Here is a 13,537-nt window from a genome sequence, read left to right on the forward strand (position 1 = left end):
CCTCCTGGCGCTGTCCTCTATGCCGCTCAGGACATGGCCACCGGCACGCCGTCGCTAAACCAGCCGCCATGCCAACCATCATGGCCCCTTGCATCCGGCCCGCCAGCCCACGGCACGCCGAGACGCCGGGCGTCGTCGAGAGTGCGAATGAGGCGGTCAGCGGTCGGTGCCATGGTCATCTCCTGAGCAGTGACTCCATCGTGCCGTATCGAGGCGGCCTCGGCAAGATGCGCCGAGGGCCACGGCGATCAGCCGGTGGCGAGCTGGATCCAGCCGATGGTCGCCGGCAGGGCGCTCATGCCCAACAGGACCACCAGGCCCAGGAAGACGGCCAGCAGGCCGCTGTCGTCCTTGAAGTTCTCGTCGTGTCCCGCCATCTCGTGTTCCTCTTCGGAGTGATCGTCAGGGTGGCCTTCATTCTAGCGGAGATGCCGCCCACCATCGACCGGCAGCGTGATGCCCGTCACGAAGCGGTTGTCGAGCAGGTAGCGCAGGCTCTGATAGATCACCCCGGGCCCCGGGATCATCTCCATGGCCGACTTGGCGCGGGCCTTCTCGGCATAGGCCGCGTCGTCGCCCTCGTTAAGCATGATCATCGCCGGAGCGATGGCGTTGACCTGGATCGAGGGCGCAAACATGGCCGCGAAGGAGAGCGTCAGGTTATCCAGACCCGCCTTGGTGGCGGCGTAGGCGGCGTGCTTCCTGGAACCCTTCTGCACCACGTAGTCGGTCATGTGGACGATGTCGCGCTGGGGTTCGCTGCACGCCTCGAGCAGCTCGCGGGCGTGCAGGTTGATCAGGTAGGGCGCCAGCATGTGCACCCGGAACAGCCGCTCGAAGTTGGCGCCGGCCTCGTCGCCGCTGCTGTCCGGCGCCCAGTCGCTGGCGTTGTGCACGATGGCCCGCAGCGAAGACGTCTCGGCCCGAAGCCGCTCGATGAAGTCGAGGATGCCCGCCTCGGTCGAGAAGTCCGCCGGCAAGGTGACGATGCCCCGAGCCCGCAGCGCATCGAGCTCCTCGCGCTCGCGCCGATAGCTGATGATCACCGGATGACCATCGTCACGCAGGCGCTCGGCACAGTGACGCCCCAGGCGCTGGGCACCACCGGTGATCAGGATCGGCGAGGCGCTCATGACCGGCCTTCCCTCACCAGGCTACCCGCGGTGGGCACGATGGGGTCACGGGGGGCGTAGGCGAAGACGTCCGAGAAGACCCGCGTGGCCTCGAGACCCAGCGACGCCAGCACGTCCACGCAGGCATAGACCATGCCCGGGGAGCCGGAGACATAGACATCATGCCCGGAGACATCCTCGAGGGACGCCGCGAGGGCCTGGTCGATGCGACCGCGGTGGCCGCAGACACGCTCACCCTCGATGGGCTGCTCGGGCACAACCTCGGTCACGGCATGGAAACGGACTCCAGGATGATCATCGGCCCACTCCCGAGGCAGGCGCTCCAGATAGAGGTCGCGCCGCTCCCGTGCCGCCCACCAGAGGTCGATCTCGCGGGCGGGGTCGTCATGCAACGCCGCCTCGATGATTGCCTTCATCTGCGAGAAGCCCGTACCGGCGGCAATCAGCAGCAGTGGGCGCCTGCTGTAAGGATCTAGCATGCAGTCGCCTCCGGGCAGACGCACGGTCAGCCGCTCGGCCACCTGCATCAGTTCGCGCAGCCGCGCGGAGTTGTCCCGCTCCGGCCAGTGCTGGATGTGCAGCTCGATCATGCCATCGCCGCCGTGGGCGTTGGCAATGGAGAACGGTACCCAGATGTCCTCGGCGAGCTTGAGCTCCAGGTACTGGCCGGGGTCATGGGCCACGGCCTCGGGGCGGCCCTCCAGCTGGACGCGGAAGACGTCCGGGTTGAGGTCCTCGACCTCGATGACCTGGCAGGTCAGGGTCCTTGGCGTCATGAATGCCTCGTGTCGTTGTCAGGGGAAAGCGTGATGCCCAGTTCGTTCCAGCGTTCGCTGACGCGGGCCTTGACGGCCTCGTCCATGACGATGGGCGTGCCCCACTCGCGGTCGGTCTCGCCGGGCCACTTGCCGGTCGCGTCCAGGCCCATCTTGGAGCCCAGCCCGGCCACGGGGGAAGCGAAGTCCAGATAGTCGATGGGCGTGTTCTCCACCATCACGGTGTCCCGGGCGGGATCCATGCGGGTGGTGATGGCCCAGATCACGTCCTTCCAGTCGCGGGCGTCGACGTCGTCGTCGAGGACCACCACGAACTTGGTGTACATGAACTGGCGCAGAAAGCTCCACACGCCCATCATCACGCGCTTGGCATGCCCCGGGTACTGCTTCTTCATGGTCACCACCGCCATGCGGTAGGAGCAGCCCTCGGGCGGCAGGTAGAAGTCCACGATCTCGGGGAACTGGCGGCGCAGGATCGGCACGAATACCTCGTTGAGCGCCAGCCCCAGGATCGCCGGCTCGTCGGGCGGCCGGCCGGTATAGGTGGAGTGATAGATGGCGTTCTCGCGCATGGTCATGCGCGTCACGGTGAATACCGGGAACTGCTCGACCTCGTTGTAGTAACCGGTATGGTCGCCATAGGGGCCCTCGGGCGCCGTGTCGTCAGGGTAGATGAAGCCCTCGAGTATGATCTCGGCCGACGCCGGCACCTGGAGGTCGGCATGGCCGCACTTGACGAGCTCCGTGCGCGAGCCGCGCAGGAGTCCCGCGAAGGCATACTCGGAGAGGCTGTCCGGCACCGGCGTCACGGCCCCCAGGATGGTGGCCGGGTCGGCCCCCAGCGCCACCGCCACAGGGAAGGGCTCCCCGGGATGGGCCTTGCGAAACTCCTGGAAGTCCAGGGCCCCGCCGCGGTGGGAGAGCCAGCGCATGATCAAGCGATTCTTCCCGAGCTTCTGCTGGCGGTAGATACCGAGATTCTGGCGGGTCTTGTGGGGCCCGCGGGTGATCACCAGCGGCCAGGTGACCAGCGGCGCGACATCCCCCGGCCAGCAGTGCTGGATCGGCAGGCGATCGAGGTCGACCTCGTCGCCCTCATAGACGAGCGCCTGGACCGGGGCCGAGCGCACCATCTTCGGGCCCATGCTCATCACCTGCTTGAAGATCGGCAGCTTGCTCCAGGCATCGCGGAAACCCTTGGGAGGCTCCGGCTCCTTGAGGAAGGCCAGCAGCTCGCCCACCTCGCGCAGGGCGGCCACCGAGTCCTGGCCCATGCCCATGGCCACCCGCCTCGGCGTGCCGAACAGGTTACCGAGCAGGGGCATGGTATGACCCTTGACGTTCTCGAACAGCAGTGCCGGCCCGCCGGCGCGCAGGGTGCGGTCACAGATCTCGGTGATCTCGAGGTAGGGGTCCACCTCGGCGGTGATGCGCTTGAGCTCGCCCTGGGCCTCGAGCACCGCAATGAACTCGCGCAGGTCGTGGTACTTCATTCGGATTTCCCGACTCCAGACGACGAAAGGGGCAGCATAGCATGCTACCCCCCTTATTCCTCGTACAACGTTTGCACAGCTTTTCTACGCCGTTGCCGCGCGGGCGCGCTTTAGCGCCGCTTCATGGCCTCGAAGAACTCGAGGTTAGTCTTGGTATCCTTCAGGCGGTCGATCAGGAACTCGGTGGCCGCCGTATCGTCCATGGGGTTCAGCAGCTTGCGCAGGATCCACATGCGCTGCATCTCCTCTTCGGAGGCCAGCAGGTCCTCGCGTCTAGTGCCGGATCGGCGGATGTTGATCGCCGGATAGACACGACGCTCGGCCAGCTTGCGGTCGAGATGGGCCTCCATGTTGCCGGTGCCCTTGAACTCCTCGAAGATCACCTCATCCATCTTGGAGCCGGTATCGACCAGGGCCGTGGCGATGATGGTCAGGCTGCCGCCCTCCTCGATGTTACGCGCCGCACCGAAGAAGCGCTTGGGCTTCTCCAGGGCGTGGGCGTCGACACCGCCGGTAAGCACCTTGCCTGAGCTCGGCACCACGGTGTTGTAGGCACGGGCCAGGCGGGTGATGGAGTCGAGCAGGATCACCACGTCCTTCTTGTGCTCGACCAGGCGCTTGGCCTTCTCGATGACCATCTCGGCCACCTGGACGTGACGGGCCGGCGGCTCGTCGAAGGTCGAGGCCACCACCTCGCCGCGCACGGTGCGCGACATCTCCGTCACCTCTTCCGGGCGCTCGTCGATCAGCAGCACGATCAGATGGCAGTCCGGGTCGTTGCGAGTGATGGAGGTGGCGATGTTCTGCAGCATCAGGGTCTTGCCCGCCTTGGGCGGGGAGACCAGCAGGCCGCGCTGGCCCTTGCCGATGGGCGCGGTGAGATCGATGATTCGGGCGGTGAGGTCCTCCGTGGAGCCGTTGCCGATCTCCATGCGCAGCCGCTCCTGGGGGAACAGCGGCGTGAGGTTCTCGAAGAGGATCTTGTGCTTGGCATTCTCCGGCTTGTCGAAGTTGATCTCGCTGACCTTGAGCAGCGCGAAGTAACGCTCCCCTTCCTTCGGCGGACGAATCTTGCCGGAAATGGAATCACCCTTGCGCAAGTTGAAGCGACGGATCTGCGAGGGAGAGACATAGATGTCGTCGGGGCCGGCCAGATAGGAACTGTCGGCACTGCGCAGGAAGCCGAATCCATCCTGAAGGATCTCCAGCACGCCATCACCGAAGATCGGCTCACCGCTCTTGGCATGCTTCTTGAGGATGGCGAAGATGATGTCCTGCTTGCGGGAACGCGCCAGGTTGTCGATGCCCATCTCGCGGGCAAGCTCCAGAAGCTCCGGAACTGGCTTTTGCTTGAGTTCGGTAAGATTCATCGGTGTGTTCAGAATTTGCTCGTGGAAGCCGGGCGGCAGTGCGCCGTGAGGAAAGACAGGAGGCGAGAGACGCCCTGTGGATGCGTTCAGAGCCCTGACAGGCTACCTCTCGTCATGATGCATCGAATGGCCATGGGCGGGCGACCGCAAACTGGGGGTTGCCGGGCCGATATCGGAGCGAGGAAGCAGGTTCGTCTTAAACTGATCAGCGGTTCCGGGCATGTGGCCGGGATCGCAGGCTGATGCAGTGGGCTGTCTGACGACTTGGAACTGACCGCGACGGGATCGCCGTGAAACGGTCGGGGTACATTCGGAACAAGCGAACGCCCCGATATTAGTCAAGGCCGGCGACAAACGCAAGCCCTGCCGCAGGGCCCCTCGTTGGGCAATTGACAAGACCGGATGCCGCCCGCAACCTCGTTGCCCATAGCCTATTAGGACTCGCCATGACAGCGCCACCGGATCGGTTCGCCGCCGCCAGCGAACCCGCGACCGCCACCGAACCCCGCCGCCTTGCCGCCATCGACCTGGGCTCCAACAGCTTCCACCTGCTGGTCGCCAACTATCAGGACGACCGACTGCAGGTGGTCGCCCGGCTCGGCGAGAAGGTGCAGCTGGCCGCCGGACTCGACGAGGACGGCTTCCTCGGCGAGGAAGCCATGAGCCGGGCACTCGACTGCCTGGCCCGCTTCGCCCCCTTCCTCGAGGGCATCCGCCGCGGCGACCTGCGTGTGGTCGGCACCAATGCCCTGCGCGATGCGCGCAACAGCCAGGTCCTGATCGAGCGCGCCGAGGCGCTGCTGGGTAGCCGCCTCGAGATCATCGCCGGACGTGAGGAGGCTCGCCTGATCTACCTGGGAGCGGCCCATGCGGTGGCCGAGAATGGGCGCCGGCTGATCATCGACATCGGCGGCGGTTCCACCGAGTTCATCATCGGCGAACGCTTCGAGCCGCTGGCACTTGAGAGCCTGCGGATGGGCTGCGTGACCTTCACCCAGCGCTTCTTCGACACCGGCGAGGTCAGCGAGAAGCGCATGCGACGCGCCGAGCTGGCGGCCCTCTCGGAGCTGGCCAACATCCGGCGTCCCTACCTGCAACTTGGCTGGAGCGACCCGGTGGGTTCCAGCGGCACCATCAAGGCGTCTGCCGCAGTGATCGCGGCGGCAGGCAAGGGGCCCGAGGGGATCATCACCCGCCAGGAATTGATGGACCTGCGCAGGCAACTGATCAAGTTCAAGCACCTGGACAAGGTCGCCATGGCCGGACTCAAGGCCGACCGCTCCCGGGTCTTCCCGGCGGGCGTGGCGATCCTGGTTGCCGTCTTCGAAGCCTTCGACCTCCAGCAGATGCGCTTTGCCGACGGCGCACTGCGCGAGGGTGTGCTCTATGACATGGTGGGACGCAACAGCCCCGAGGATTCGCGTCTCAAGACCCTGGACGGCCTGGCCCGCAACTACCGAGTGGATGGCCGCCAGGCGGACAACGTGGCCACCACGGCTCTCGGATTGTTCGATCAGGTGCGCGAGGCCTGGAAGCTGGACGACGATCAGGCTCGCTTCCTCGACTGGGGGAGTCGGCTACACGAGGTGGGGCTGGCCATCTCCCACAGCCAGTTCCACCGCCACGGCGCCTACCTGCTGGAACACTCGGACCTGGCCGGGTTCTCGCGCCCGGAGCAGCGTTTGCTGGCCTTCCTGGTCCGCGCTCACCGGCGCAAGTTCCCGGTCAAGGAGTGGCAGGCACTGCCCGCCACCGAACGGCGTCCGCACGCCCGACTGGCCCGCCTGCTGCGCCTGGCCGTCCTGATCAACCACTCTCGCCCCGAACAGCCGCCGGCCACGCCGCGACTCGCGGCCGACGGCGAGGCGCTGCACCTGACTCTCGCCGGCGAGGATGACCCGGCCCTGCTGATCAACGACCTGGAGCAGGAGGCCGCCTACCAGGCGAGTGCCGGCTTCTCCCTGACGCCGTCACGCGCCTGACCAGCCCTCGGCCACGACCCACCAGCGACCAGGGGGTTCCAGCACCGCCACCGCCTCCTCGCCCTGATGAACCACCAGCAGCCGCTCACGCTCCCAGGGCGGCATTCCAAGTTCCTGCAGCAGCCGCTTGAGGTCTCGCCGACCGCGGCCGGCCAACCGCAGACGCTCACTACCCTGACGCGGCATCACTCTCAGTCGGACCGGAGCGCCGTCATCCCGGCCCAGCACGACCCGCAGCTCCCCCTGGGGCGTAACCAGCGGCGCCTGCCCGTCCCATTCGCCCCGCCAATCGGACGCCAAGGCGGCGACAGGGGCATTCAGCAGGTAGAGATACCCCCGCCATACCCGCGCCTCGGCCCGGGGCCAGGACACCTTCACCTCGGCATCCGCACGGGCATCGAGCTGGGCGAGCAGGGCCTCGAGCCGCCGTGCGGGCGGCGTCGGCAGGCCCTGACGCTGGCAGGCATGGCGGATCAGCAGCCGTCGGCGCGGAGCGGATAGCGTCTCCAGTCCTTCCATGGGCAATCGTCGGGTATCGGCGCCGAGACGTTCGAGATCCAGCCCGGCGAGCTCGTCGAGCAGGCCATCGGCCTCCCCGGCCAGCGCCGCACTGCGGGCCAGGGCTCGGACGGCACCGGGCCAGCGGGTCTCGAGCAACGGCAGCACGCTCAGGCGCAGAAAGTTGCGATCCAGGCTCTCGTCCTCGTTTGAGGGGTCCTCCACCCAGGCCAACCCGCGGCGCCTCGCCTCGGCCTCGAGCGTGGTCCGCGACACGCCCAGCAACGGGCGCTCGAGGCGACGCCCCCGCCAGTCACGGCCTGGCGGCATGCCCGCCAGGCCACGCACCCCGCTGCCACGCAGGGCGGCCAGCAGGAAGGTCTCGGCCTGGTCGTCACCATGCTGGGCCAGCCAGAGAGTCTCGCCCGGCGCCATGCAGCGGGCGAAGGCCGCGTAACGCGCCTCGCGGGCCGCGCCCTCGAGCCCCTGCCCGGCGGCCAGGTCGACCGCGATGCGCTCGATGGAGAGGGGCACGCCGAGCCGTGAAGCCAGCCGCCGGCAGTGGCGCTCGAAGCCATCGGCGGCGGCCTGCAGGCCATGATGGACGTGAAGGGCCCGCAGGGGGCGCGGATGGCGCCGGCAGGCCTGTGCCGCCAGGGTCAGCAGCAGGGAGGAGTCCAGGCCGCCCGACAGGGCGACCCAGACGCAACGCCCCGGCGGGGTCAGGGCCAGGGCGTCATCGATCAAGGGCTGTAGCGCGTCTGCATCGCGCACGAGGGCTTACACCGGCGCGCCGTAGCTCATCAGGCGTTCGTAACGACGCTCCATCAGTTGCTCCATGTCCATCGACTCCAGGCGATCGAGGCTCGCCAGCAGCGATGACTTGACACGCTCGGCGGTGGTCACCGGGTGCAGGTGTGCGCCACCCAGCGGCTCAGGGATCAGGGTGTCGACCAGGCCCAGTTCCTTGAGGCGCTCGGCGGTGATGCCCATGGCCTGGGCCGCATCAGGCGCCTTCTCGGCGCTCTTCCACAGGATGGAGGCACAGCCCTCGGGGGAGATCACCGAATAGGTGGAATACTGCAACATGGCCAGCTCGTCGCAGACGCCGATGGCGAGCGCGCCGCCCGAGCCGCCCTCGCCCACCACCGTGGCCAGGATGGGGGTCCTGAGCCGCGACATCACCGCCAGGTTATGGGCGATGGCCTCGGACTGGCCCCGTTCCTCGGCGTCGATGCCGGGGTAAGCGCCGGGGGTATCGATGAAGGTCAGTACCGGCATCTTGAAACGCTCGGCCATCTCCATCAGCCGGCACGCCTTGCGATATCCCTCGGGGCGCGGCATGCCGAAGTTGCGGCGCACCTTCTCCTTCACGTCGCGACCCTTCTGGTGGCCGATCACCATCACCGGCCTGTCGTCGAGTCGGGCGACCCCTCCGACGATGGCTGGATCGTCGGCGAAGTGGCGGTCGCCATGGAGCTCGTCGAAATCGCTGAAGAGGTGCTCCAGGTAATCCAGGGTGTAAGGCCGCCGGGGATGACGCGAGAGCTGGGAGACCTGCCAGGGGGTCAGGTCCTTGAAGATGGACTCGGTGAGCTTGCGGCTCTTCTCCTCGAGGCGACCGATCTCGTCACTGAGATTGACCTGGCTGTCGTTGCCGACCAGCCGCAGCTCCTCGATCTTGGCCTGGAGCTCGGCGATGGGCTGTTCGAAGTCAAGATAGTTGGGATTCATTGGCCAGACGCCTTGTCGTGTTTCACTACCCGTCCCGAGATCGAGAGGGTAGCGCGAAGGATTAGCATGGCAGGCATTATCGCACCCTCAACGCAAGGCGCAAGGCGACTCGGCCGCAGCGATTTGCCGTGCCGCGAGACGGCGCCGGCGGCAGGCCTCAAGGAGGCGCCGTAAATACCTCCCTGTACGCTACCGGCGCCATCCCTGGCGCAGGACCTCCTTGCCGGCCTCCCCCGGCACCTCAAAGCGCGGTGACGCAGGTCGTTCCCGCTCATGCTCAGCGGTACTTGAGGCGCACACCATCCTGCCCCTGCACCTCGCGCAGCACCGTGAGCAGCTCGTCGGAGGGCGTGACCCGCCACTCCTCGGCGAGCTCCATCCATCCCGAGGCCTCGGCGTTGCGGTACTTGAGGCGCACCGGCAGGCCTGCCCCGTCGCGGAAGGGCGAGAGGCTCGCACGCAGGCTGTCCACCAGGCGGCCATTGAGACGAGCGCCATCCAGGGAGAGCTCCACCGCCTGTCCAAAGCGGCTGCGCGCCTCGACCATGGGGGTGACCTCCTTGCCACGCATGCGCAGGCCACCGGAATAGTCGTCGCTTGCGACCTCGCCCTCGACGATCATCACCTGATCGGCCTCGATGCGCCCCCGCAGCTGGTCGTATAGCTCGCCGAACAGCGAAGCCTCGATGCGCCCGGTCCTGTCGTCCAGCGTGACGAAGGCCATGGTGTCGCCGCGTTTGGATTTCATGGTCCGCACCGCGACCACCAGCCCGGCCACCCGCTGGGGCTCCCGGGACGGTTTGAGGTCGACGATGCGGGTCGAGACGAAGCGCGCGAGCTCCTGCTCGTACTCGTCGATGGGGTGACCCGTCAGGTAGAGCCCCAGGGTCTCCTTCTCGCCGGCCAGGCGCTCCTTGTCGGTCCACTCTCGGGCCCGGCGATAGTCGCCGTAGGCATCCTTCTCGGCATCGTCCGGTGCGGCGAAGGCCTCGCCGAACATGTCCACCATGCCCAGGTTCTGGTTGGACTGGTTCTGGGCCGCGGCCTTCAGGGCATCCTCCAGCGCCGCGGCAAGCACCGCGCGGCTCGGCCCCAGGGTGTCCAGGGCGCCTGCGCGGATCAGCGCCTCCAGGGTGCGCTTGTTCATGCGCTTCGGGTCGACCCGGCGACAGAAGTCGAAGAGGTCCTCGAAGGGGCCCTCCGACTCCCGAGCCTCGACGATGGCACCGATCGGACCCTCGCCGACCCCACGAATCGCGCCCAGGCCGTACACCACCCTGGCCTGGTCGTCGACGGTGAAGCGGTAGCCACCGACGTTGACGTCGGGGGGCGTCACCGTGAGCCCCTGGTGGCGGCACTCCTCGATCAACGGCACCACCTTGTCGAGGTTGTCCATCTCGGTGGACATCACCGCGGCCATGAAGGGCCCGGGATAGTGCGCCTTGAGCCAGGCGGTCTGGTAGGAGACCAGCGCATAGGCCGCCGAGTGGGACTTGTTGAAGCCATAGCCCGCAAACTTCTCCACCAGGTCGAAGATGTTGCCGGCCAGATCCTTGTCGATGCCGTTGGCCGCGCAGCCCTCCATGAAGCCCGCGCGCTGCTTGGCCATCTCCTCGGGCTTCTTCTTGCCCATGGCCCGGCGCAGCATGTCGGCCTGGCCCAGGCTGTAGCCGGCCATCACCTGGGCGATCTGCATCACCTGCTCCTGGTAGAGGATGATGCCGTAGGTGGGGCCGAGCACCGGCTTGAGTAACTCGTGCTGGTAGTCCGGGTGGGGATAGGAAATCTCCGCCCGACCGTGCTTGCGGTTGATGAAGTCGTCCACCATCCCCGACTGCAGGGGCCCCGGACGGAACAGCGCCACCAAGGCGATCATGTCCTCCAGGGAATCGGGCAGCAGGCGCTTGATGAGTTCCTTCATGCCGCGGGACTCGAGCTGGAAGACCGCCGTGGTCTCGGCCTTCTTGAGCATCTCGAAGGTGGGCGCGTCATCCAGCGGGATGGTGTCGATGTCCAGCGACCCCTTGTCCTCGGTGGCCCGCACCTTGTCGACCATCTCCAGCGCCCAGTCGATGATGGTCAGGGTGCGCAGGCCCAGGAAGTCGAACTTGACCAGGCCGGCGTCCTCGATATCGTTCTTGTCGAACTGTACCACCAGGCCGTTGCCCTCCTCGTCGCACAAGAGCGGCGAGAAGTCAGTGAGCTTGGTGGGCGCTATCACCACCCCGCCCGCGTGCTTGCCGGTGCCCCGGGTGATGCCCTCGAGCTTGAGCGCCATCTCCCAAATTTCGGCGGCCTCGTCGTCGGCCTCGATGAACTCCTTGAGCGCCGGCTCGGCCTCGATGGCCTTGGCCAGGGTCATGCCCACCTCGAAGGGGATCAGCTTGGAGAGCTTGTCGCCCAGCGAATAGGGCCTGCCCTGGGCGCGGGCCACGTCGCGCACCACCGCCTTGGCGGCCATGGTTCCGAAGGTGACGATCTGCGAGACGGCGTCCCGGCCGTAACGGTCGGCCACATAGTCGATGACCCGGTCACGCTTCTCCATGCAGAAGTCGACGTCGAAGTCGGGCATCGAGACCCGCTCGGGGTTGAGGAAACGCTCGAACAGCAGGTCGTAGCCGATGGGGTCGAGATCGGTGATCTTCTGGGCGTAGGCCACCAGCGAGCCGGCACCGGAGCCGCGCCCCGGCCCCACCGGGACGTCGTTGTCCTTGGCCCACTGGATGAAGTCCATCACGATCAGGAAGTAGCCGGGAAAGCCCATCTGGATGATGATGTCGAGCTCGAAGTCGAGGCGCTTACGATAGCGGACATCGATCTCGGCATACTCGGCCCCGTTCCGCGGATAGCGCTCGGCCGGGAAGAGAACGTCCAGGCGCTCGGTAAGGCCGTCGTGGGAGATCTTGCGGAAGAACTCGTCCTGGGTCAGCCCCTCGGGGATCTCGAACTCGGGCAGAAAGATCTCGCCCAGGCGCACTTCCACATTGCAGCGTGCCGCGATCATCACGCTGTTCTCGAGCGCCTCGGGAATATCGGAGAACAGCTCGGCCATCTCCTCGGGGCTCTTGAGGTACTGCTCTTCGGTGTAGCGCCGCTCGCGACGCTTGTCGTCCAGCGCCTTGCCCTCGCCGATGGCCACCCGGGTCTCGTGGGCCCAGAAATCCTCCCTGGCGAGAAAGCGAACGTCGTTGGTGGCCACCACCGGGGTGCCGGTCTCGATGGCCAGGTCCACAGAGAGATGCACACACTCCTCTTCCAGGGGACGGCCGGTGCGAGTCAGTTCCAGGTAGAATCGCCCCGGGAAGGCGGCATTCCACTCCTCGAGCAGGAGGTTGGCCTCGTCATGGTGGTCGCTGAGCAGGTGTCGGCCGACCTCGCCTTCCCGACCGCCGGAGAGCGCAATCAGTCCCTCGCTCTGCTCAAGCACCCAGGCCTTGTCGAGCAGGGCCTGGCCTTGGCGCTGACCGTGCATCCACCCGCGGGAGATCAGCTCGGTGAGGTTGCGGTAGCCGGTCTCGTCCATGGCCAGCAGGGTCAGGCGATAGGGGTGCTCCTCGTCATGGGGATTGGCCAACCAAAGGTCGCTGCCGATGATCGGCTTGAGCCCCGCGCCCTGGGCACCCTTGTAGAACTTGACCAGACCGAAGAGGTTCGTCTCGTCAGTCAGCGTCAGGGCCGGCAGGCCCTGATCCACGGCGGCCTGGACCAGTGGCTTGAGACGCACCAGGCCGTCGACAAGGGAGAACTCGCTGTGTACGCGAAGATGAACGAAGGGTGCAGTCATGGCGAACTCAGGCATAGCGGTTGTGGGTCAACACGGAGAAAGAAATCGTCGACACGGTAGTAACGCAAAGCTGGTGGGAGTCAGGCCCCGGGATGCCGGGCCTCTCTTGGCCAACACTAATCGATCTTCACTGACCAACCTTCAGAGTAGCGCCAGCTGGCGCTTGACGGGCGCGAAGGATCGACGATGCTCGGGCAGCGCTCCCAGGCGCTCCAGGGCGGCCAGGTGCTCGCGGGTCGGGTAGCCCTTGTGGCGGGCGAAACCGTACTCGGGATGCCGGGCGTCCAGGGCCACCATGCCCGCGTCGCGCTCCACCTTGGCGAGTATCGAGGCGGCGGCGATGGCGGGATGGCGGGCATCGCCCTTGACCACCGCCTGGCCGGGGACATGATGCCCGGGCAGGCGATTGCCGTCCACCAGCAGGTACTCCGGCCCCGGGACCAGGGCGTCGATGGCCCGGCGCATGGCGAGATGGGTAGCATGATAGATGTTGAGCGCATCGATCTCGGCGGCGCTGGCCTCGGCCAGGGCGAAGGCCAGCGCCCTCTCGCGGATCTCGCCACATAGCGCCTCGCGTCGACGGGCCGTGAGCGCCTTGGAGTCATCGAGACCCTCGATAGGCCGTTCGGGATCCAGGATCACCGCCGCGGCGACCACCGGGCCGATCAGGGGGCCCCGGCCGACCTCGTCGACCCCGGCCAGGCGATTCCCCGCATAGTCGATCACCAGCGGCGGCAGCGCCTTTCTGTTCATGGCCGGCCCTTCAT

11 protein-coding genes are annotated in these 13,537 nt (G+C 66.8%); 1 reads left to right on the top strand and 10 read right to left on the bottom strand.

Annotated features, from left to right (window positions below):
- Nucleotides 1–26 precede the first annotated feature (26 nt).
- The 6 genes from ABE960_RS13555 to rho all read right to left on the bottom strand — a co-directional run bounded on the left by ABE960_RS13555 (nt 27) and on the right by rho (nt 4,772).
- Nucleotides 27–173, bottom strand: a complete 147-nt coding sequence (locus ABE960_RS13555) for a hypothetical protein (RefSeq protein ID WP_349762829.1) — start codon at nt 171–173, stop codon at nt 27–29.
- Nucleotides 174–248: 75 nt separating this feature from the next.
- Nucleotides 249–377: a hypothetical protein gene (locus ABE960_RS13560; RefSeq protein WP_349762831.1), complete on the bottom strand. Its 129-nt coding sequence runs from the start codon at nt 375–377 to the stop codon at nt 249–251.
- A gap of 42 nt (nt 378–419) precedes the next feature.
- Complete coding sequence (folM, locus tag ABE960_RS13565; RefSeq protein WP_349762832.1) at nt 420–1,133, bottom strand: dihydromonapterin reductase; 714 nt, start codon at nt 1,131–1,133, stop codon at nt 420–422.
- Nucleotides 1,130–1,909, bottom strand: a complete 780-nt coding sequence (locus ABE960_RS13570) for an NAD(P)H-flavin reductase (protein ID WP_349762833.1) — start codon at nt 1,907–1,909, stop codon at nt 1,130–1,132. The genes folM and ABE960_RS13570 overlap by 4 nt, the downstream gene beginning before the upstream one ends.
- Nucleotides 1,906–3,402 (bottom strand): 4-hydroxy-3-polyprenylbenzoate decarboxylase, encoded by a 1,497-nt coding sequence (ubiD, locus tag ABE960_RS13575; RefSeq protein ID WP_349762834.1) that lies wholly within the window; start codon nt 3,400–3,402, stop codon nt 1,906–1,908. The genes ABE960_RS13570 and ubiD overlap by 4 nt, the downstream gene beginning before the upstream one ends.
- Before the next feature lie 110 nt (nt 3,403–3,512).
- Nucleotides 3,513–4,772 (bottom strand): transcription termination factor Rho, encoded by a 1,260-nt coding sequence (gene rho, locus ABE960_RS13580; RefSeq protein WP_349762835.1) that lies wholly within the window; start codon nt 4,770–4,772, stop codon nt 3,513–3,515.
- A 446-nt stretch (nt 4,773–5,218) separates the two neighbouring features.
- On the opposite strand from rho, the gene ABE960_RS13585 reads away from it, so the two are divergent.
- Complete coding sequence (locus tag ABE960_RS13585) at nt 5,219–6,754, top strand: Ppx/GppA phosphatase family protein (protein WP_349762837.1); 1,536 nt, start codon at nt 5,219–5,221, stop codon at nt 6,752–6,754.
- Here ABE960_RS13585 and tilS read toward each other — a convergent pair.
- From tilS to rnhB, 4 genes are all read right to left on the bottom strand, one after another.
- On the bottom strand, nt 6,743–8,026 hold the full coding sequence (gene tilS / locus ABE960_RS13590; protein ID WP_349762838.1) for a tRNA lysidine(34) synthetase TilS: 1,284 nt from the start codon (nt 8,024–8,026) through the stop codon (nt 6,743–6,745). The two genes, ABE960_RS13585 and tilS, sit on opposite strands and share 12 nt — an antisense overlap.
- A gap of 6 nt (nt 8,027–8,032) precedes the next feature.
- The gene (gene accA / locus ABE960_RS13595; protein WP_349762839.1) at nt 8,033–8,986 is read right to left on the bottom strand and encodes an acetyl-CoA carboxylase carboxyl transferase subunit alpha; all 954 of its coding nucleotides are present in this window, start codon (nt 8,984–8,986) and stop codon (nt 8,033–8,035) included.
- Nucleotides 8,987–9,263: 277 nt separating this feature from the next.
- Nucleotides 9,264–12,770, bottom strand: coding sequence for a DNA polymerase III subunit alpha (dnaE, locus tag ABE960_RS13600; RefSeq protein WP_349762840.1), 3,507 nt, complete (start codon nt 12,768–12,770; stop codon nt 9,264–9,266).
- A 141-nt stretch (nt 12,771–12,911) separates the two neighbouring features.
- Nucleotides 12,912–13,523, bottom strand: a complete 612-nt coding sequence (rnhB, locus tag ABE960_RS13605; protein WP_349762841.1) for a ribonuclease HII — start codon at nt 13,521–13,523, stop codon at nt 12,912–12,914.
- Nucleotides 13,524–13,537: the final 14 nt, after the last annotated feature.

This window comes from Halomonas aquatica (assembly GCF_040196335.1).
GTDB classification, from domain to species: Bacteria; Pseudomonadota; Gammaproteobacteria; order Pseudomonadales; family Halomonadaceae; genus Halomonas; species Halomonas aquatica.